Source organism: Acinetobacter sp. VT 511 (assembly GCF_001077515.1).
In the GTDB taxonomy this organism is placed as follows: domain Bacteria; phylum Pseudomonadota; class Gammaproteobacteria; order Pseudomonadales; family Moraxellaceae; genus Acinetobacter; species Acinetobacter schindleri.
Genome location: NZ_LFRE01000089.1, coordinates 54,635 through 74,872 on the forward strand (window position 1 = coordinate 54,635; position 20,238 = coordinate 74,872).

Below are 20,238 nucleotides of genomic sequence, written 5' to 3' on the forward strand. Positions count from 1 at the left end.
TATTTATATAAAAACGAAAATCGCTTTATAATAAGCAGCAATTTATCTTTAACCTTTTAGGTGTTCTCCCGTGGCTATCCATGAAATCCGTCATCCTTTAATCCGACATAAACTCGGTTTACTTCGTCGTGCAGACATCAGTACCAAGAACTTCCGTGAGCTGGCTCAAGAAGTGACCATGCTCTTGACTTATGAAGCGACCAAGGATCTTCCTGTTGTTGAGCATGAAATTGACGGTTGGAACGGCTCAGTCACTGTAGACCGTATCGCTGGTAAGAAAATTACCGTTGTGCCAATTCTACGCGCCGGCATTGGTATGCTGGATGGTTTTCTGAACCTGATTCCAAGCGCCAAAGTATCTGTACTGGGTCTTGAGCGTGATGAAGAAACTTTAGAAGCACGTACTTACTATAAAAAACTGGTACCAGATGTACAAAATCGTATTGCGATGATCATTGATCCAATGCTGGCGACGGGTTCTTCTCTGGTGGCTGCAATTGATGTGCTGAAAGCAAGCGGCTGTAAAGACATTCGTGTGATGGTACTGGTTGCTGCACCAGAAGGTATTAAACGTGTTGAAGCAGCACATCCAGACGTGGTGATCTTTACGGCTGCGGTGGACGATGGCTTGAATGAAAATGGTTACATCGTTCCAGGTCTGGGCGATGCGGGCGACAAGATTTTTGGTTCGGTTCAAAAAGACTGATTTTTGAAGATGAACAGGAAAGGGGCTTTTATAGCCTCTTTTTTATATACTGAACAATATAATGGTCAGATTAGGGTACGTAAATGAGTTCTGAACAATATCAAGGCAAAGTCAAACAATACAATGCAGAGAAGGGCTTTGGTTTTATTTCATCTCCAGAAGGTGATGTATTTTTCCATATTTCGGATTTTCCTGCAGACTCAGGTGAGCCGAAGCGTAATGAGCGGGTAAAGTTTAACGTGATTCAAAATGGTGATAAGTACAAAGCTATTAAAATTGAACGCGTAGCTGATAAGTCCAAGAAAGCGAAAAAAGCCAAGGCTGTCGCGGTAAATACTTCAATTACCACTGAATTATTGTCTAGCTTAAAACGTTAAATTTTTACTTTCCATTTAAACTGAAAAGGGGCTTTGGAGCCTCTTTTTATTTGATTTTTTATTTAATGTAATTTTATAACGAGTTTTTTAACTTAAATGCTGTGCGATGTTGCTAAAACAATAAAATACCTACTAAAGCTCACAATATATCTTATAGCCTTCCACTTAAAATACCCATCTATGATGATTCAGGGACATATATCATGTTTACAGATGGAAGAGTTAAAACCTATGACTCCCTAAGCGGGACTGGAAGCATTGAACTGGCAAACACGGCACAGGAGTTAGGTTTCCAGTTACAGCAATTACCTTCACCTGAGATAATGCCTCAAGTTGGGGAGCGGCTTAAATTCAGAATCATTGAAGAACAGAATAAGATTCAACTGGACAATATGGTGCGTCTAGATATCAAACCCCAACAGGAATTTGTTCCTGATGTAGTCGTACTGCCATCTCTAGCACCTGCCGTGGTGGCTGTTCCAGTACGTAACAGTATTTTCTTTAGTCCTACACTCTGGCTGGCTTTTGTATCAGCGCTTGGCTTCATGATATTTGGAGAAATTTAGCTCAGTCTTCAGTTTTTAATAAGATATTTGTCCCATTCTTAAAAAAGCGCCTTAAGGCGCTTTTTTAATTTGAACAGAAATTTAGGCTTCACAGAATTTCATAAAAGCTTTTAAACCTGGACCTTGATACTTCTGACGGTGTACCAGCATAAATAATGGACGGGTTAGAGACCAGAAGGGTGTATCAAGAATCACCAACTGACCTTTTTCACGTAAAGGTTCAATTGCCAGTTTAGAAATACAGGACATACCTATGCCACCTGCAACTATCTTCAGAATTGCCTCGTTATGACCGAGTGTCAGACGGATATTAGCATCTGGAACATCTTGCAGAATAGCATTGTCAAAGACTTCGCGCGTACCTGAACCTTCTTCACGAAGAATCCATTCTACAGATTTAAAGTCTTCAGCAGTCAGTGGACGGTTTAACTGAGCAAGTGGATGATCCGGAGCACAGCACACTGCGAGTTCATCATCACGCCAATGGATACATTGCAGCTGTGGTAAGTGACAAGAACCTTCAATTAAAGCTAAATCCAGCTGGAACTGGTTCACAGCTTCAATCATCTGGCGAGTATTACCCACCTGAAGTTGTAAGTGTGCCTGTGGCTGGATTTTTAAAAAATCCGCCATTAGGTCTGGCATCAGATAGTCGGAAATGGTCAGGGTCGCACCGAGACGCAGGTCAATGCTTTGCAGTTCACCTTTAGCAGCTTGTTCAAAAGCTTCACAGCGACCAAGAATTTCAAGTGCTTGCGGGAGAAGAAAACGACCTAAGTCATTCAGCTGTAAACGCTTGCCTAGACGGTCGAATAAAGGTGCGCCAAGACCATCTTCTAAATCTGCTAAAGCCATACTCGCCGCACTTTGGGTGAGTTTGACTGCATCACTGGCTTTGGTGACGGTGCCTTCTTGAGCAACTGCTACAAAAACAGCCAACTGGCGTAGAGTCATGCGCATGAATAGAGCCTTAACATTTAAAAAATATTAATAAATTATGCTGTCATGCTACCATGAGCATAGTCTTTGATGCCACGTTTGAATCATGTCTATTGAAAAATTTAGCTTAGAAAAGGTTTTATCTGTACACCGTTGGACCGATACGCTGTTTAGTTTCACCATGACCAGACCTGCACATTTCAAGTTTACTGCAGGACAGTTTGCGCGTATTGGCTTGAAGATAGGGGATGAACTCGTTGTCCGGGCATATTCAGTGGTGTCTTCACCTTTCGATGAAACCTTGGAATTTTTTTCAATCGTGGTGCCTGAAGGTAAATTTACTTCAAATTTACAACATCTTAAAGTGGGTGATGAACTTTACCTGGAAAAGATTCCCTATGGCTATCTCACCCTGGCACGTTACCAGCTGCCATTACCACAAGATTTATGGTTACTGGGAACAGGTACAGGTTTGGCGCCATTTTTATCCATGTTGCAAGACTTTGAAACCTGGAATAACTATAAGCAAATTAATCTGGTCTATAGCGTGCGTACGCAAGCTGAACTGGCTTATGTAGAGCGTATTCAGGAAATTGCAGAAAGCTTTGGTGAAGGACATAGCGGTTTTAAATTTATTCCAATTATTACCCGTGATCCTGAAGCAGCATTGCATGACCGTTTACCGGTTCTGATTGCAAATGGTGAGCTGGAAAAAGCCGCAGCTATGCAGCTTAATCCTGAAACCAGCCATGTCATGCTCTGCGGTAACCCGGATATGGTTGAAGATACCAAAGAAGCATTAAAAGCACGTGGCTTGACCATGAACCGTCGTGGTGAAGGAAATATTGCAGTCGAGAATTATTGGTAAGCATTATTCTCCCTCGTCCTTTGGGTTGAGCAGCATCGCTGCGCAAGGGAAGGGATTAAATTAAAAAATATTTCCTGAAATTGGAATCCCCCTAAATCCCCCTTTAGTAAAGGGAGACTTTTATTTTCTTTAAACACAAAAAAACCTCCATGTCGGAGGTTTTTTACTTTGTATCTCTTAATGGACAAACATATCCATAAAGTCCCGGATTTCCTGGATCGCTGTCTCTACATCAGAGGTCAGCCAGGTCGGTTCAAAGAAACCGGCATAATGTTCGATGCGTTCCGCAGGCACGACCAGACGTACCGGACATTCTTCTTCCAGTAAGCGCCATGGAATGATGGGTACGTCATTGTCGAGCCAGGCTGCGACATTACGCACATCAATGATCATTGCATTCACGCAGTCCGGGAATGGCATCACCGACATTTCTTCGGTACGACGACGGAAATATTCTAGATCCTGCCAGCGCAGCAAAAAGCTTGGCTTGCTGAATTCAATAATTCCAATCAGATGCTGATCGCGGGTGTGGTGTAACGCACATTGATGTGTGACGTCAGTGTCAAGATCAAGCGATACACTTTGTTGACGATACGCCATAAAAATCGAGTGTATAAATAGGAGGTGGATGATTATAGCGCATTTCGTACTGATAGGGCAGCGATTCAGTTTGCTTTCCCTAGACAATGGATGAACTGGTACGGCTTATGCATATCCTCAGGGAACAAAGATAAAAACAAAGAGGTTGCTATGTCAGAGTCAAAAAGTGTCATCGATACCGGCGTCACCGAAACAACAGTACAAGAAGATTATTTTGCCCTGCGACAGCTGAAAAAAGGTGCTGTAGGCTGGCTGCTCCTCGTGGGTTTAGGGGTGGCTTATGTGATTTCCGGTGACTTTGCTGGTTGGAATTTTGGTCTGGCTCAGGCGGGTTGGGGTGGGATGTTTATTGCTACTATTGTGGTGGCATTGATGTATCTGTGCATGTGTCTGGCCATGTCGGAAATGTCGACCATGCTGCCGACTGCTGGTGGGGGTTATAGTTTTGCCCGGACTGCTTTTGGTCCCTTTGGTGGCTATCTGACAGGTAGCGCGATCCTGATTGAATATGCGATTGCACCGGCAGCCATTGCCTGTTTCATTGGTGCCTATTGCGAAGCTTTATTTGGCATTGGTGGCTGGATTATTTATCTGGTCAGCTATCTGATCTTTATGGGCTTGCATCTGAAAGGTGCTGGTGAAGCACTTAAAATCATGTTCGTGATTACCGCAATTGCTGCGGTAGCTTTGATGGTATTCATCTTCGGCATGTTGCCGCATTTTAATAGTGCAAACCTGTTTGATATTGCGGTCAGTACTGAAGCGGCGGGTGCCAGCACTTTCCTGCCATTGGGTTATCTCGGTATCTGGGCGGCCGTGCCTTATGCAATCTGGTTCTTCCTTGCTGTTGAAGGCGTACCATTAGCGGCAGAAGAAGCCAAAGATCCGGCAAAATCCTTACCGCGAGGTCTGATTGGTTCCATGCTGATTCTGGCATTCTTTGCGTTAAGTATTCTGTTACTCGGTCCTGGTGCAGCCGGTGCAGATGCCCTTAAAGATTCTGGTGCGCCACTAGTCGATGCCTTGGTTGCAGTCTATGGGTCTAATACCTGGATGGCCAGTTTTGTGAATTTTGTCGGGCTGGCGGGTCTGATCGCGAGTTTTTTCTCGATTATTTATGCCTATTCCCGTCAGATTTTTGCACTGTCACGTGCCGGTTATTTACCGAAAAAATTGTCTTTGACCAACAGCAATCATGCGCCTTATCTGGCGATCATTATTCCGGGGATTATTGGCTTTCTGCTGTCACTTTCAGGTGAAGGTGATCTGCTGATCCTTATGGCCGTTTTTGGCGCGACGATTTCCTATCTCTTGATGATGATGTCTTATATCAAACTCAAAGTATCTCGACCAAATCTGGCACGTCCTTATCAAGCGCCGGGCGGTATTGTCACGGCATCGATTGCTTTAGTGCTTGCAGCCATTGCAGTGGTCGCTGGCTTCCTGGTCGATCCAAAAGTCTGGTTAATGGCAGCTGCGATTTATGTCGTACTGATTCTCTACTTCCTGTTGTATAGCCGTCATCATCTGGTGGCAGGCACACCGGAAGAAGAATTTGCCCGTATTGAGGCAGCAGAAAAGGAATTGAAATAAATCATCTTGAAGGGAGAACATGCTTATGCTGTATCAGATCAATGTGGCCAGTCAGCACTATATTTTTGAAGACTTAAAAACGCTGATGGCCAAGGCTAGCCCTGAACGGTCTGGCGATCAGCTGGCAGGGATTGCTGCCCATGATGCAACTGAGCGGGTTGCTGCACAAATGTGTCTGGCAGAAGTACCATTACAGCAGTTTTTGAATGAAGTTTTAATACCTTATGAACAGGATGAAGTGACCCGACTGATTCTGGATGAACATGATGCCGCTGCCTTCTATCCGATCTCGCATTTTACTCTGGGGGATTTTCGTAACTGGCTGTTGAGTACAGATGCCACCACTGAAAAAATTACGGCCTTAAAAATGGGGCTGATCCCAGAAATGGTGGCAGCGGTCAGTAAAATCATGCGCAACCAGGATCTGATTCTGGTGGCAAAAAAATGCCGGGTGGTGACCCGATTTAGAAACACCATCGGACTGGAAGGACATCTTTCCACCCGCTTGCAGCCGAATCATCCCACCGATGATCTGATGGGAATTTCAGCATCGATCCTGGATGGGCTGATGTATGGCAGTGGTGATGCGGTGATCGGAATCAACCCGGCGACAGATAATCTGCAAAATCTCTCCGAGTTATTAAAATTATTGGATCACATTATTCATGAATATCAGATTCCGACCCAGTCCTGTGTGCTGACCCATATCACTTCAGGGATTCAGTTGGCGAATAAAAATATCCCGATTGACCTGATGTTCCAGTCCATCGCGGGAACTGAAAAAGCCAATACCGGCTTCGGCATTAATCTGGAACTTTTACAGGAAGGTTATGAAGCGACTTTAAGCCTGAAACGTGGCACAGTGGGTCAGAACGTGATGTATTTTGAAACCGGACAGGGCAGTGCTTTGTCCAGTAATGGTCATCATGGGGTCGATCAGCAAACTCTGGAAGCACGTGCCTACGCCGTGGCACGTAAATTTAACCCTTTATTGGTCAATACCGTGGTCGGCTTTATCGGCCCGGAATATCTGTATAACGGTAAGCAGATTATCCGGGCAGGACTGGAGGATCATTTCTGTGGCAAGCTGCTCGGCGTGCCGATGGGTTGTGATATTTGCTATACCAACCATGCCGATGCAGATCAGGATGACATGGATATCTTGCTGACTCTACTCGCCAATGCCGGACTGAATTTTATCATGGGGATTCCGGGTTCAGATGATGTGATGCTGAACTATCAAACTACCTCTTTCCATGATGCTTTATATATTCGTCAGTTATTAGGCTTAAAACCGGCGCCTGAATTTGACCACTGGCTGCAACAGCAGGGTATTCTTTCTCAGCAAGCCCATCAGTTGCAGTGGCCGACTGAATTACCCAAACAGTTTTCCCGTTTGATGCTGTCTTAAGGAGTGATGATGAAACTGGTTCCTGATGTGCAATTTCAGTCACAGCTGCAAGACAATCCCTGGCAACAGCTCAAAGCCTATACCGATGCGCGTATAGCCTTAGGCCGGGCAGGTGGCAGTTTACCAACCCGACCAAGTCTGGAGTTTCAGCTGGCACATGCTCAAGCCAAAGATGCTGTGCTTAAATCACTTGCTGCTGATCAACTTAAAGAAAGTCTAAGCAGGACTGGTCTAACGATTTTAGACATTGAAAGCCAGGCAGTGGAAAAGGACCTTTATTTAAAACGCCCGGATTTGGGTCGTATCCTGTCTGATGAGTCTAAAACGATGTTACAGCAATACCGGAATGAACATCAGGACACTTGGGATGTGGTGATTGTCGCGGGAGATGGGCTATCTGCACGTGCTATTGAAGAAAATACACCACACTTTATTCCTGCTTTGGTAGAAGCTTGCAAAGTGCAAGGCTGGAGGGTCGCACCTCTAATTATTGCCCGTGGTAGCCGTGTCGCACTGGGAGATGAGGTTGCAGAAATTTTAAAAGCCAAAATGCTGGTGATGCTCATTGGTGAACGCCCAGGGTTGAGTTCTCCGGATAGTATGGGAATTTATTATACTTATAATGCTTTTAAAGGCTGCCATGATGCACTCAGAAACTGTATCTCCAATGTTCGTCCGGCAGGTCTGTCCTATCCGCTGGCGATCCAACGCTTAATCGCACTCATGCAAAAATCCTGTGCATTGCAGCTTTCGGGCGTACAGCTAAAAGATGAACATGAAACATTGGTTGAAGTTCGGCATGAGCCAGGCAAAGGATTATTTAAATAACCAATAGTGTAGAAACTTCTACGCTGTTACAGACTTACACGCCGTCACCATCTCACTTATTTTTGTCACACAAGTTAAAAAATCAACTTGTTATGATGAAATCCACACATGAATAAAAAACAGTGAGGATGGTTATGGCTAATGATTTCAACAAAACACCACCTTCAGGCTATGATGAAGATACACGGCAGAAGAAAAGAATTCCTGTCTATATTTTAATTTTAGTAGGTGTCTTCCTGCTGGCATTGCTACTTTATATGTTTGCCGATATTAAGCCTTCACCAGAAGAAGCACCTCCGGGTCATCCAAATCCGCAAGCTCAACCAGCAACCATGAACAATACGACCCCAGCTCAGTCAGAGGAAGGGCGTAGTCAGGATCTGAATCAGCCTGCGAACTTAAGTGGTGTTACTGGTACGACTGAAGCCACCGCAGAAGATACAGCGGGAGGTATGAATGTTGGTATAGCAACCGACTCAGAAGGATCTAGTCGAGGTGCTGGTCAGTAAGCACCCTCTTAAAAAGCCCTGGTTAAGAATCAGGGCTTTTTTGCAATCTAATGTGCGGATTTGTTGTAGTTGTGCATTTCTCAATTGAATAAAAAAAGCTCCAATTCTAATGTGAATAATGCATAACAGACGGCTTTACAACTTTCCAAAAAAGAAGTCTGTAAATACTTATAAATAAAGTAAAACCATAGAGGGCATGACAACATGAATGAATATATGAGAGGCCCAGGCGGTTATGATGCCATGTACTATTGGGAACAGTTTCATCCCATATTAAGTGCAGTGGCGATCCTGCTGATAGGCTGGGTTATTGCATTGCTGGTCTCTGCAGGCGTAAAAAAAATCCTGCAAAAGCTTGGCACCAATGAGCGGCTAAACCATGCGACTGGCCATCGTTCCAATATTGAAAATATCATCACAAGAATTGTCTTCTGGTTAATCCTGATTATGGCAGTTATTGGTGCACTGAATGTACTGAATCTGACCAATGTCAGTGGACCGTTCAGTAACATGATTCAGCGCTTCCTGCTGTTTATCCCTCAATTGCTTGCTGCGATTGCTGTCGGATTCATTGGCTGGATTGTTGCCAATCTGGTCAAGGTGGGACTACAGAAGCTGCTTGACCGCACTCAACTGGATGAAAAACTCAGTTCAGAAGTTGGTGTAAAGCCACTGAGTGAGAATATCAGTGAAATTATTTACTGGCTGATTCTGTTGTTATTCCTGCCTATCGTACTCTCGATTCTGGGTTTAAGCGGTCTGCTGTATCCAGTTCAGAACATGGTCAATGATGTGGTTGGTTATCTGCCTAATATCTTTATTGCCGGTGTGATTGTTTTTGTCGGCTATATTCTGGCGAAAATCATCCGTGGCATTGTAGAAGGTTTATTGCGTAGTCTGAATGTACAGCAACAGGCAGAAAAAGTTGGCATCTTCAAGAACTCTAATGTTCCTCAAGTAATTGGTTCCTTCATCTTTGCTGTGATTATTATTACAGCGCTGATCATCGCTTTTGAAGCTCTCGGTATTGAGGCGATTTCACAACCTGCAACCGCGATGTTGTATGAGGTAATGAATGCCATTCCAAATATTATTGCCGCAGCCCTGATTCTGATTCTGGCTTATGTCGTATCGAAACTGGTCGCGAAGCTGGTTACTGAAGTTCTGGCAGGTACGGGTGTAGATGAAGTTCCGGCCAAGCTAGACTTACAACGTTTCCTAGGTACCACTAAAATTTCGCATGTCGTGGGCGTCCTGATCATTCTGTTCACTATGCTGTTTGCTGTGTCTGAAGCGGCGAACCGTCTTGGCTTTGAACAGGTAAGTAGCCTGATTGCGATGTTCATTTACTTCGGTGCGAACATCCTGCTCGGCGCAGTGATTCTGGTGGTTGGCTTCTGGCTGGCAAATGTGGTTGCGAATGTAGTGCAGCGCGGTGAATATAACAGTTCACGCTGGTTAGCCAATCTGGTTCGTGTCCTGATTATGGGTCTGGTAGTTGCAATGGGCTTACGCGCAATGGGCATTGCCGATTCGATTGTAAACCTTGCATTCGGTCTGACTCTGGGCGCAGTAGCAGTGGCTTTTGCTCTGGCATTCGGTCTTGGTGGTCGTCAGCCGGCAGAACGTGTTCTGACGGATTTGATTGATAAAGCCAAACGTGAAGGCAAAGAACCAAATCCCTTGAAAAAAGATACTGATATCATGACTTCAGCTTTTGGTTCAGGTAGTGCGACTTCTGCGACTGAACCAGCTACTACAACAGGAGCGAGTATCGTGCCTACTCCAGGTCAGAATGATGACAATGCGCCAATGCGTACGGACTTATCGAATAGTACCCCTGCATCACTTACTACTGCACCGCAGGATGATGAAGCATCGGGTATTGATCAGGTTACTCCAGATATAGATCAGGCTGTACCGGACTCACTCGACGTCGATCCAACTCATCCACCAGCTAATAATCCATTTGGCTCTACAGGTGAAGACGAACCGAATGTCGATAGTCGTCCAAAGAAAGATGACCTGAATTAACCTGTTCCAATCAAATAAAATCGGCCACGCTTAAGTGGTCGATTTTGTTCAGTCATGAGGAAAAATGAATGAATGCAAAAAAACCGAATAAAGTTCTAGCACCTTTAGTGATTGCAGGAATTACGATTGGCTTTTTTACTGCTGCCTATAGATTTATCTTTGTTAAGAGCAAAGCAGATAAGCGCTCTGAACAAGCGCTGGAAAAGAATATACCGGATACAGACGAATTTAACTGAAAAATCCTGTTAATTCGTTGAAATAGAATTGTCATGTTGAAAATATAGAATATTCAAATGAATACTAAATTAATTTTGGTATTCTTATTGCATTAATAATATAAAGACAAAGGAGATCAACAATATGTGGAAATTAAAACAGTCTAAATTTATTAGCTCTACTGCAAATGCAGCACCATATTATCTGCAAGAAGCCGGCCGAAAAATGCAGCTGACGATTGACCGTCTTGAAAATACGGCCAATCTTAAGCTGTTTAAAACAGACTATCTGGAGTGAACTTGAGACTGACTTTAGAGTATTTATAAATTAAACATATTCTGATGCGGCATGCGCCGATGACCATGCCCATTGGAAATTAAATCCACCCAGATGTCCGGTAACATCCAGAATTTCACCGACAAAGAACAAACCTTTTTGTTTCTTGCTTTCCATGGTCTTGGAAGAAACTTCAGTCGTATCTACACCCCCTAGCGTTACTTCGGCAGTACGATAGCCTTCGGTGCCTGATGGTTTCACTTCAAAGCTGTGCAAACGTTTGGCGATCTGTTCTAGTTTATCATCACTGATATTGCCAATCGAGGTTTCTGCAACCTCAGTCCAGATCAGATTCTGTAATTCCAATACCACACTTTTGGGTAAGTGCTCGGTGAGTAGGGTCCGTAACAAGACTTTTGGCTGGCTTTGTTTTCTGGATTTAAAGAAGTCAAACAGATCCACACTTGGCAGGAAATCGACCTTAAAGCTTTGACCAACATCCCAGTAGTTAGACAATTGCAACGAGCTTGGACCACTTAGGCCACGATGGGTAAACAGCAGGGCTTCAGTAAAGCTGTTCAGCTCATTGGATAAAGTTGCTTCTACCGCATTACCACTTAAGCGCGTCGTAACTTCTTTAAAATTATCCGAGAAGGTGAAGGGTACCAAACCGGCACGGGTCGGATAGATATAGTGACCAAATTGCTTGGCAATCTCATAGCCAATACCAGAACCACCCAGGGTCGGAATTGACAGGCCACCGGAAGCCACCACGACAGATTCAACTTCAAAATATCCCAAAGACGTTGCAACCTGGAAACCTTGATCGTCAACCGCGTTGACTGCTTTGACTTCACAACTGGTTTTAATATCGACCAGACCGGTCTTGTCACATTCAGACAGCAGCATTGCCAGAATTTCTTTGGCGCCATTTAAAGTGAAAAGCTGCCCATGCTTACGCTCTTCATATTCAATACCGTACTCGCATACCATACCAATGAAATCCCAGTTGGTATAACGAGTCAGAGCTGAAATAACAAAATGTGGGTTATGCGAGATAAAATTTTCCGGCTCGACGTACAGGTTGGTGAAGTTACATTTCCCACCACCAGACATCAGGATCTTTTTACCGACCTTATTGGCCTTTTCAACCACGACAACACGACGACCACGTTGCGCAGCCATATATGCTGTCATTAAACCTGACGCACCTGCACCTATGACTAGAACATCGTATTGCTTGGAAGACATGACACACTCAAGGGAGAAGAAAAGGAAAGCATTATAGACAATTTTATTTCAGCTTTCTCTATTCATCCTGAAGCAAATCGAATTACAGATATTCATCAGACATTCATCACAACTGATTTGAAATACTGAAAAGCTGCTTCTATAGTTTTATACATGAGGATAGAAAGCCTAGGGAGAAAGACTGATGGCGAATATCGAACAATTAAAACAATATAATCTGATCACTTATATTCTGTATATTCTGGGCTTCTTTGTCGGCCTGACGCCGATTGTTGCCATTATTATGAACTATCTGAAACGCAATGAAATGCGCGGCACATGGCTGGAAAGTCATAGCGACTGGCAGATTCGAACCTTCTGGATCAGTTTAATCGGTTATCTGATCGGTGGCTTATTAACCACGATTCTGATTGGATTCGGGATTCTGTTTGTAGTGTTTATCTGGCACATTTACCGTCTAGCCAAAGGTTTGATGGCTTTAAATAATAATGAGCCGATTAATCCGGTTTAATTTGTATACAGCTCAGGGATTTTGCCTTGCAGGCCTCCAGTATGAATGACCAATAGCTTTGATCCAGCAGGGAAATAACCCTTTGCAATCAGCTCAGTCAGACCCATCAGCATTTTCCCGGTATAAATCTGTTCTAGAGGAATACCGTATTCAGCTTCAAAGTTCTGAATAAACTGAATCAGTTCAGCTGTAGTTTTGGCATAACCACCACAGCAATAGTCATCCATAATCTGCCAGTTTTTCTTGTGGGTCAGTTTGGCGACATCTTCTGTTAAGAATGTCCCTTTCAGTGCAGAAAAACCTAAAACGTGTTGATGATTTTGACTGGCTTCAATTAGTCCTGTAATTGTACCGCCTGTACCCACTGCAGAACAGATCACATCAAACTGGCGATCTTCAGGTTTTAAAATTTCCTGACAGCCTTGAATAGCAAGCGTATTGGTCCCCCCTTCAGGAATCACGTAATGATCTGGAAACTGCTGCTGTAATTCTGCCAAAAAATCGGGTTGCTGTTTACGTCGATAATCCTCACGGCTGACAAAATGCAACTGCATGCCAAAGTCTTGCGCGGTCTTTAAGGTAGGATTTAAGGGTTTTTCTTTAAGTTCTTCACCACGAATAATGCCGATACTTTCAAAACCAAACTGATGTGCCGCAAATGCCGTCGCTGCAATATGATTTGAATAAGCACCGCCAAAAGTCAGCAACTTTTTAAACCCTTGTTGTTGCGCTTGCAGAAAATTATATTTCAGCTTAAAAAACTTGTTGCCCGAAATCCGTGGATGCACCAGATCCAACCGACGTATGGTTAGTTGCATACCGTGTACATTCAGGGTTTGGTCTATGAATTGCTGGGCAATCGAATCAAACATGGCAATCTTAAAAGTGAGAACGGCAACAGTATAACCAATTTGAGCGTACCCGAAAGTGACTTTATTCCTATTCTAACTGCACTCTTGAATGATGCAGCTTGTCACAAAATAATTGAATAAAAAACAGACATAAAATGCTAATCTAAAGTTAAGGGAATCTGTCAGGAGGGTAGCAAATGAAACATCTATCCTATGCTGTGCTTGCGTTACTTCTGTCCAGTCTGACTGGCTGTGATAATGACAAAATGAATAAACCGAAGACTGAAGTCAGAACCATGATCATAGGCGGAATGCCGGTACATGATCACGACTATCATTTGTCTAAACCGCAATTTATCGCCCAAGAGCTTCAGTAAACTTAAACTGAATATTTATGAGATAAAGTTAAGATTTTGCACTATAAAAATGCAGCATTCGTGCTGCATTTTGCTTAGAATAGCGCAATCAAGATTTAACCGGGTTGTGTTGTGGAATCATTCTGGATTTTGGGCTCAATTGCCTTTGCATTAATGTTAGGCGCAATGAGCCCTGGGCCGACATCGATTTATGTGGCAAAAAATTCAATTGCTATTTCGCGCAAGCATGGCCTGTTTACGGCATTAGGAACCGGTACAGGTGCCGCTGTTTTTGGTCTACTCGCAGTTCTAGGCTTACAGGCATTTTTACTGGCTGTGCCGTCTGCCTATCTGGCTTTAAAAATCTGTGGTGGGATCTATTTGCTCTGGCTGGCATTTAAAATTATCAAACATGCCAAAGAGCCGATTAGTGCCGATGAAAACAGCAATACCCAGATGTCACTGCGTCGTGCTTATACCACAGGCTTGATCACTCAATTATCTAACCCTAAAATTGCCATTGTATTAGCCAGTATTTTTACTGCACTTTTGCCTAAAGAAATTCCAACCTATTTCTATGTCGTGCTTCCGGTCCTATGTTTCTTTATTGATGCAGGATGGTGTTCTTTGGTGGCAGTTGCCTTGTCTGCAGAAAAGCCTCGTCGTGTGTATTTAAAATTCAAAGCAGGCTTTGATCGTGCTACAGGTGCAGTCATGACCGTGCTTGGATTAAAGCTGATCTTTGGTATGAAGTAATTATTTCTATAAGCTCCGCTATAGATAAAAAAGCCCCTGTGAAATAGGGGATTTTTTACGAGAGCATTAAAAAATATTTTCTTCAGAATTCGCAGAAATACGGTGAATGGACAGGTCTGCACCTATAAATTCTTCTTCCCGGGTGAGACGAATACCAATCCATACTTTGAGCAGGCCATAGACCAGGAAGCCACCTGCCAAAGCCACAATAATAGCGAGAACTGTACCAACTAGCTGTGAAATTAAAGAAACACCACCCATGCCTCCCAGCCATTGCTGACCGAAGATACCCACAGCAAGACCCCCAAAAGCTCCGCATACACCATGCAAAGGCCAGACGCCAAGCACATCATCCACTTTGAGTTTATTTTGAGTATACGTAAAAAGTTTTACAAAAATCACGCCTGCGCTCATGCCGATAAAAAGTGCACCCAATGGATGTACCACATCTGAGCCTGCACAGATCGCTACCAAGCCGGCTAATGGTCCATTATGCAGAAAGCCCGGGTCATCTTTACCTGCCACTTTGGCTGCAATTGTTCCACCGACCATTGCCATTAAAGAATTGATGGCGACCAGTCCAGAAATAGCATCGAGGCGCTGGGCACTCATGACATTAAAACCAAACCAGCCGACAATTAAAATCCATGAACCTAAAGCCAGAAATGGAATTGATGAAGGCGGATGTGCTGTAATCCGGCCATCATTTTTATAGCGGCCATGACGTGCACCAAGCAGAATTACCGCAGCCAGTGCGATCCAGCCACCCATGGCATGCACCACCACTGAACCAGCGAAATCATGAAAGCTGGAACCAAATGCCTGAGCTAACCAGTCCTGGAAACCAAAGTTACCATTCCAGATCATACCTTCAAAAAATGGGTAGATCAGGGCAACTAGAAATAAAGTTGCTAAAGCCTGCGAGCGCATTTTGGCCCGTTCAGCAATACCACCAGAGATAATCGCTGGAATGGCTGCAGCAAAGGTAAGCAGGAAGAAACAGCGCATCAGGTTATAGCCATGATCAGCTGCTAAGGTATTGGCATCATGGAAAAAATGCTGTCCATAGGCAATATAGTAACCCACTAAAAAGTATGCGATTGCAGAGATGGCAAAGTCAGTTAGAATTTTACTTAAGGCATTGACCTGATTCTTATGTCGAACTGTTCCAAGTTCCAGAAAAGCAAATCCTGCATGCATGGCAAGTACTAGAACTGCACCGAGAAGGAGAAATAATAAGTCTATATTTTGCATGGTGCGTTCCAATTTAGTGCGTAGAATCACAAAAGAAACCCAGTATATAGAGGCAAACTGATTCTAAAAGAGGCACTAGCAAGGGAAATTTTGATGAAGAATTTATTGAAATTAATAAGACTCGATATAAGGCATAATGTGATTTGTCTGCACCAAACTAAGACACTACAAGAGACGATAAATTTAAAATTTATACCTGATTTTTAAATATTTAGATTTATCGGACTCAATTGAATGCTAAAAATGAGTGCTAAAGGTGCACAATGAATGTGAAGCAATTTTTAAGAAAAAATTTAAAAAGTTAAGTGAAGTAGCGGATTTTAATTCTCAATCTAAACGTGATTTTTGAGTCTGAGATCTTTAATACTTGTTGGTTAGGTGTTTATAAAATAAATGAAACCCTAAAAGCTTAGGGTTTCATAGCTGAATATTGCAATCACAGTATTCAATTAATCTTTAAAGTGTACCGGTATCCACTGATAGCTTTGACCATCTTTTGAATAGATATGCCCAATCCCGGGGAAAGGTAAATGTGGTGCAGCAATCAACTGACCCGCTTTGGCATATTCAGCAAAATGTTTAAGACGGGTTTCGACTGCTGCCTTAGGGTCTATATCAAAATCTACCGCTGTTTTTGGTGCATCAAACTGCAAGGTATGTGAATGCACGATGTCACCAATAAATACCACTTCTTGAGCATCGGTTTTCAGTTTAAAGCTGTAATGCCCTGGGGTATGACCGAAAGATGGCTTAAATTGAATATCACCCAAAGCGAAAGCTTTATCTGAAAAGACTTTAATTTTTTTGGCTTTTTCATAGGGTGCAAGTGCGGCTTTAATTTTCTCAACTGTGCCTAAAAATTTCTCTTGGTTTTCTTTGGGTAGTTTCTTGATGGTGTTTGGACTGAGCCAGTAGTCATATTCGGTTTTGGAAATATGCAGTGTGGCATTTGGGTAATTTGCTACACTGTTATTTGAGATGCCACAGACATGGTCAGGGTGTAAATGGGTCAGGAAAATGCTATTGACCTGTCCAGGCTGATACCCTGAAGCTTTTAGGTTGTTATAGATTGAACCTAAGTGTGTGCCAAAGCAGCTTGCAGCACCGCTGTCGACCATGAGTAGCTGGTTGCCTGTATTGATTAAAAAAGCATTGACTGAGGTTTGTATGCCTTTGTCGTTGATGGCAGCGTATTTTTTGAGAATGCCCGTTTTTTCGCTGTCACTTAAGCCTTTAAATAGCGCAGGGTTTAAGTAGTTTGTGCCATCGAGCAGGGCGGTGATTTGAGTGTTGCCGATTTGGTGATGGTAGTAGCCAGCGACTTGTTTTTGCGTTGGGATGGTAGTTGGTTCAGCCGCTTGAGAGTTGAGCGCTACAGTGCTTAGAGCAAGTGTGAGGAATAGGGGGTTAAATGTTTTCATGGGGTTCTTATAAGTTTTAAAGGGATGGATATTTTTTATCATACTTAGATATAAATTTTAAAATTTTTGAAAGCTCTTTTTCTTGCGCCACATATGGCTCAGAAAGAAGGTTGGGATGAAGGTTATATACTATTTACCTTACTTTTGACGGATGAGAAATGCAACTTCGTAAGGTAACATTCCAATATTGATTTAATAATGGATTCTCCCTCTCCCTATGGGAGAGGGCCGGGGTGAGGGAAATCCCAAAAACAAAAAAGCCCCTACAACGTAGAGGCTTTTTTACAACTAAAAATTATTTTTTACATTCTGGCTGTGAACGGTCAATTACTTGAGTACCTTCAACACGGTAACCAATCTGACCCACAATAAATGCTTGATTCAATTGGGTAATGACAACATCAGATAAAGCCACAGCACAACGATCTTTCTCAATTGCACGATCTACCGCTGTTTTGAAGTTAGGAATACCTAATGGGAATAAAACTACCGGAACCTTATCTTCACCTGTGACACGTTGACCTTTCACAAATTGGTTTGAGTTCAAGTTATAGTTCTTTGTAGAAGCTACGGTCATATCCGCCATACGAACTGAACAGCCTGTAAATGCAATTGTTGACATCGCTAGAACTGAAACTAGTAATTTTTTCATGCTTACCCCGAATAGTTATAAAAAATAAAAAGCGCTTTGATTTTATCGATATATTTTTTTAAAACAAGAAAATAAATTATATAAATGATATAAAAAAGCCCCTACATTAGTAGAGGCTTTTTATTTAAGACCTACATCTTAAGACACTTTATCACCCGGTTTAGCACCAGATTCAGGTGAAATCACCCAAACACCTTCGCCATTACCCGCAGCTAACACCATACCGTTAGAAATACCAAAACGCATCTTACGTGGTGCAAGGTTCGCAACCATCACCACTAGTTTACCTTTCAGATCTTCAGGTTGATAGAACTCACGAATACCACTAAATACATTACGTGGCTCAGCTTCGCCGATATTTAAAGTGAGTTGTAAAAGTTTATCCGAACCTTCAACCGTCGCAGCTTCAAGAACTTCCGCTACACGTAGGTCAACTTTCATAAAATCATCAATATTAATGATTTCAGCTTCGCCCACTTTAGGGTCAGCTTTCTTCTCTTTGGCTTTCTCTTTTTTCTTTTCAGCTTTTGGTGCTTCCGCAGGTGCCGCTAAAGAGTCTTTAGATGCATCCACCATAGCCGCCACAGCTTTCGGGTCTACACGTTGCATAAGCGGTTGGAACAATGCAATTTCATGACCCATTAACACTTGCTGGCGTGATGCAAAGTTGAAACTGTCGAGTTGTAAGAATGCTTGAACTTGTTCGGCCAATGTTGGAAGTACTGGCGCAAGGTAAACCGCCAATTGACGGAACAAGTTAATACCCACAGAACATACGTCATGAACTTGTTGTTCTTCGCCTTCAATTTTCGCTAAAGCCCAAGGCTTTTTCTCGTCGATGTATTGATTCGCTTTATCCGCAAGCGCCATGATTTCACGAATTGCCGTTGAGAATTCACGTGCTTCATAAGCTTGAGCAATCGAATCACCTGCATCAATAAAGCTTTGCACCAATTCAGGCTCTGCGCATGTTGCAGAAAGTTTATTATCAAATTTGGTATTAATGAATTTCGCACAACGACTTGCGATGTTCACCACTTTGCCAACTAAATCTGAATTCACTTTTTGAACGAAATCATCAAGGTTTAAGTCAGAATCTTCAACTTTATCAGAAAGTTTAGACGCGAAGTAGTAACGTAAATATTCAGGGTTTAAATGCTCTAAATAGGTTTCCGCTTTAATAAACGTACCACGAGATTTAGACATTTTCTGACCGTTTACAGTCAAGAAGCCATTAACAAATAAGCTTGTAGGCGTGCGGTAGTTTGCACCTTCAAGCATGGCAGGCCAGAACAACGCGTGGAAATAAACAATGTCTTTACCAATGAAGTGATACACCTCATTTTGAGAATCTTTTTTCCAGTAATCGTCAAAGCTTAAGTCAGGACGTTTGGTCTTGATGTAATTTTCAAAGCTCGACATATAGCCGATAGGCGCATCTACCCAAACATAGAAATATTTGTTTGGTGCATCTGGAATTTCAAAGCCAAAGTAAGGTGCATCACGAGAAATATCCCAATCCGACAAACCTGCTTCAAACCATTCATCTAACTTGTTGGCAATTGACACAGGTAAACGACCTTGGTCACGTGTCCATTTTTGTAGGTATTCACCAAAGTTAGGCAGTTTAAAGAAGTAGTGATCTGACGATTTCTCGACAGGTGTCGCACCGCTTAAGGTCGATTTTGGATTGAGCAGTTCAGTCGCGTTATAAGTTGTACCGCACACTTCGCATGAGTCGCCGTATTGATCTTCCGCTTTACATTTTGGACAGGTGCCTTTAATGAAACGATCCGACAAGAACATGCCTTTTTCAGGGTCAAACAATTGAGTCACAGGACGAACTGCAATGTTGCCCGCTTCACGGTTTTTGATATAAATCTCAGATGCACGAGCCTGGTTTTCGGCACTGTTGGTTGAATCGTAGTGGTCAAAGTCCACTTTAAAACCAGCAAAGTCACGTTCGTGTTCTTTTTGTACATTGGCAATTTGCTGTTCAGGGGTAATGCCATTGGCTTCAGCACGCAGCATAATCGCCGTACCATGCGCATCATCCGCACATACATAAGTCACGTTATGACCCATTGCACGCATCGCACGTACCCAAATATCAGCTTGGATATAACCGAGTAGGTGACCCATATGGATCGGGCCATTGGCGTATGGAAGGGCGTTAGTGACTAAGATATTACGCACGGATCTGACTCTCTCATTCGTATTTTATGCAATGGGCGGTAATTTTACATGAGATAGACATGACTTG

Annotated in this window: 22 protein-coding genes; 14 read left to right on the plus strand and 8 right to left on the minus strand. The window is 42.9% G+C overall.

Annotated features, from left to right (window positions below):
* The first annotated feature begins 70 nt into the window (after positions 1 to 70).
* The 3 genes from upp (at position 71) to ACS72_RS13030 (ending at position 1,649) form a co-directional block, all read left to right on the plus strand.
* On the plus strand, positions 71 to 706 hold the full coding sequence (gene upp, locus ACS72_RS13020) for a uracil phosphoribosyltransferase (protein ID WP_004814701.1): 636 nt from the start codon (positions 71 to 73) through the stop codon (positions 704 to 706).
* Between the two features lie 83 nt (positions 707 to 789).
* On the plus strand, positions 790 to 1,083 hold the full coding sequence (locus ACS72_RS13025; RefSeq protein ID WP_004814703.1) for a cold shock domain-containing protein: 294 nt from the start codon (positions 790 to 792) through the stop codon (positions 1,081 to 1,083).
* Positions 1,084 to 1,286: 203 nt separating this feature from the next.
* Positions 1,287 to 1,649: a hypothetical protein gene (locus ACS72_RS13030; protein ID WP_048882354.1), complete on the plus strand. Its 363-nt coding sequence runs from the start codon at positions 1,287 to 1,289 to the stop codon at positions 1,647 to 1,649.
* A gap of 81 nt (positions 1,650 to 1,730) precedes the next feature.
* Here the strand turns inward: ACS72_RS13030 and gigC are convergent, their stop codons facing one another.
* Positions 1,731 to 2,609 carry a LysR family transcriptional regulator GigC gene (gigC, locus tag ACS72_RS13035; RefSeq protein ID WP_004814707.1) on the minus strand — a complete coding sequence of 293 codons (879 nt, stop codon included), beginning with the start codon at positions 2,607 to 2,609 and terminating at the stop codon, positions 1,731 to 1,733.
* 85 nt (positions 2,610 to 2,694) lie between these two features.
* Here gigC and ACS72_RS13040 point away from each other — a divergent pair, with 85 nt between their 5' ends.
* Positions 2,695 to 3,456: a ferredoxin--NADP reductase gene (locus tag ACS72_RS13040; protein ID WP_004814709.1), complete on the plus strand. Its 762-nt coding sequence runs from the start codon at positions 2,695 to 2,697 to the stop codon at positions 3,454 to 3,456.
* 177 nt (positions 3,457 to 3,633) lie between these two features.
* Here the strand turns inward: ACS72_RS13040 and ACS72_RS13045 are convergent, their stop codons facing one another.
* Positions 3,634 to 4,056: a hypothetical protein gene (locus tag ACS72_RS13045; RefSeq protein ID WP_004814711.1), complete on the minus strand. Its 423-nt coding sequence runs from the start codon at positions 4,054 to 4,056 to the stop codon at positions 3,634 to 3,636.
* A 150-nt stretch (positions 4,057 to 4,206) separates the two neighbouring features.
* Here ACS72_RS13045 and eat point away from each other — a divergent pair, with 150 nt between their 5' ends.
* The 7 genes from eat to ACS72_RS18230 all read left to right on the plus strand — a co-directional run bounded on the left by eat (position 4,207) and on the right by ACS72_RS18230 (position 10,944).
* Positions 4,207 to 5,649, plus strand: coding sequence for an ethanolamine permease (gene eat, locus ACS72_RS13050; RefSeq protein WP_008307469.1), 1,443 nt, complete (start codon positions 4,207 to 4,209; stop codon positions 5,647 to 5,649).
* Positions 5,650 to 5,674: 25 nt separating this feature from the next.
* Complete coding sequence (locus ACS72_RS13055) at positions 5,675 to 7,060, plus strand: ethanolamine ammonia-lyase subunit EutB (protein WP_008307470.1); 1,386 nt, start codon at positions 5,675 to 5,677, stop codon at positions 7,058 to 7,060.
* Between the two features lie 9 nt (positions 7,061 to 7,069).
* On the plus strand, positions 7,070 to 7,888 hold the full coding sequence (gene eutC / locus ACS72_RS13060; protein WP_008307472.1) for an ethanolamine ammonia-lyase subunit EutC: 819 nt from the start codon (positions 7,070 to 7,072) through the stop codon (positions 7,886 to 7,888).
* A 134-nt stretch (positions 7,889 to 8,022) separates the two neighbouring features.
* A complete protein-coding gene (locus ACS72_RS13065) occupies positions 8,023 to 8,397 on the plus strand; it encodes a hypothetical protein (RefSeq protein WP_008307474.1) in 375 nt (124 codons plus the stop codon).
* A 204-nt stretch (positions 8,398 to 8,601) separates the two neighbouring features.
* Positions 8,602 to 10,431, plus strand: a complete 1,830-nt coding sequence (locus tag ACS72_RS13070; RefSeq protein ID WP_004891720.1) for a mechanosensitive ion channel — start codon at positions 8,602 to 8,604, stop codon at positions 10,429 to 10,431.
* Between the two features lie 68 nt (positions 10,432 to 10,499).
* Positions 10,500 to 10,667 (plus strand): hypothetical protein, encoded by a 168-nt coding sequence (locus ACS72_RS18225; RefSeq protein ID WP_004814722.1) that lies wholly within the window; start codon positions 10,500 to 10,502, stop codon positions 10,665 to 10,667.
* Positions 10,668 to 10,791: 124 nt separating this feature from the next.
* The gene (locus ACS72_RS18230; RefSeq protein WP_004814723.1) at positions 10,792 to 10,944 is read left to right on the plus strand and encodes a hypothetical protein; all 153 of its coding nucleotides are present in this window, start codon (positions 10,792 to 10,794) and stop codon (positions 10,942 to 10,944) included.
* Positions 10,945 to 10,974: 30 nt separating this feature from the next.
* Here the strand turns inward: ACS72_RS18230 and ACS72_RS13075 are convergent, their stop codons facing one another.
* Positions 10,975 to 12,174 carry an NAD(P)/FAD-dependent oxidoreductase gene (locus tag ACS72_RS13075; RefSeq protein WP_008307479.1) on the minus strand — a complete coding sequence of 400 codons (1,200 nt, stop codon included), beginning with the start codon at positions 12,172 to 12,174 and terminating at the stop codon, positions 10,975 to 10,977.
* A 184-nt stretch (positions 12,175 to 12,358) separates the two neighbouring features.
* On the opposite strand from ACS72_RS13075, the gene ACS72_RS13080 reads away from it, so the two are divergent.
* Positions 12,359 to 12,685, plus strand: a complete 327-nt coding sequence (locus tag ACS72_RS13080; RefSeq protein WP_008307481.1) for a DUF4870 domain-containing protein — start codon at positions 12,359 to 12,361, stop codon at positions 12,683 to 12,685.
* Here the strand turns inward: ACS72_RS13080 and ACS72_RS13085 are convergent.
* Positions 12,682 to 13,557 (minus strand): 1-aminocyclopropane-1-carboxylate deaminase/D-cysteine desulfhydrase, encoded by an 876-nt coding sequence (locus ACS72_RS13085; protein WP_008307482.1) that lies wholly within the window; start codon positions 13,555 to 13,557, stop codon positions 12,682 to 12,684. The genes ACS72_RS13080 and ACS72_RS13085 overlap by 4 nt on opposite strands.
* A gap of 176 nt (positions 13,558 to 13,733) precedes the next feature.
* Here ACS72_RS13085 and ACS72_RS13090 point away from each other — a divergent pair, with 176 nt between their 5' ends.
* Together ACS72_RS13090 and ACS72_RS13095 are read left to right on the plus strand one after the other, a co-directional pair.
* Positions 13,734 to 13,913 (plus strand): NF038215 family lipoprotein, encoded by a 180-nt coding sequence (locus tag ACS72_RS13090; protein ID WP_034593080.1) that lies wholly within the window; start codon positions 13,734 to 13,736, stop codon positions 13,911 to 13,913.
* Positions 13,914 to 14,024: 111 nt separating this feature from the next.
* Positions 14,025 to 14,648: a LysE family translocator gene (locus ACS72_RS13095; protein WP_008307483.1), complete on the plus strand. Its 624-nt coding sequence runs from the start codon at positions 14,025 to 14,027 to the stop codon at positions 14,646 to 14,648.
* Between the two features lie 66 nt (positions 14,649 to 14,714).
* Here ACS72_RS13095 and ACS72_RS13100 read toward each other — a convergent pair whose 3' ends face one another.
* From ACS72_RS13100 to metG, 4 genes are all read right to left on the minus strand, one after another.
* Positions 14,715 to 15,902 carry an ammonium transporter gene (locus ACS72_RS13100; RefSeq protein WP_008307484.1) on the minus strand — a complete coding sequence of 396 codons (1,188 nt, stop codon included), beginning with the start codon at positions 15,900 to 15,902 and terminating at the stop codon, positions 14,715 to 14,717.
* Between the two features lie 449 nt (positions 15,903 to 16,351).
* Complete coding sequence (locus ACS72_RS13105; RefSeq protein ID WP_048882355.1) at positions 16,352 to 17,323, minus strand: MBL fold metallo-hydrolase; 972 nt, start codon at positions 17,321 to 17,323, stop codon at positions 16,352 to 16,354.
* Between the two features lie 295 nt (positions 17,324 to 17,618).
* The gene (locus tag ACS72_RS13110) at positions 17,619 to 17,975 is read right to left on the minus strand and encodes a hypothetical protein (protein WP_004814739.1); all 357 of its coding nucleotides are present in this window, start codon (positions 17,973 to 17,975) and stop codon (positions 17,619 to 17,621) included.
* A gap of 138 nt (positions 17,976 to 18,113) precedes the next feature.
* The gene (gene metG / locus ACS72_RS13115) at positions 18,114 to 20,171 is read right to left on the minus strand and encodes a methionine--tRNA ligase (RefSeq protein WP_048882356.1); all 2,058 of its coding nucleotides are present in this window, start codon (positions 20,169 to 20,171) and stop codon (positions 18,114 to 18,116) included.
* Between the last annotated feature and the right edge of the window lie 67 nt (positions 20,172 to 20,238).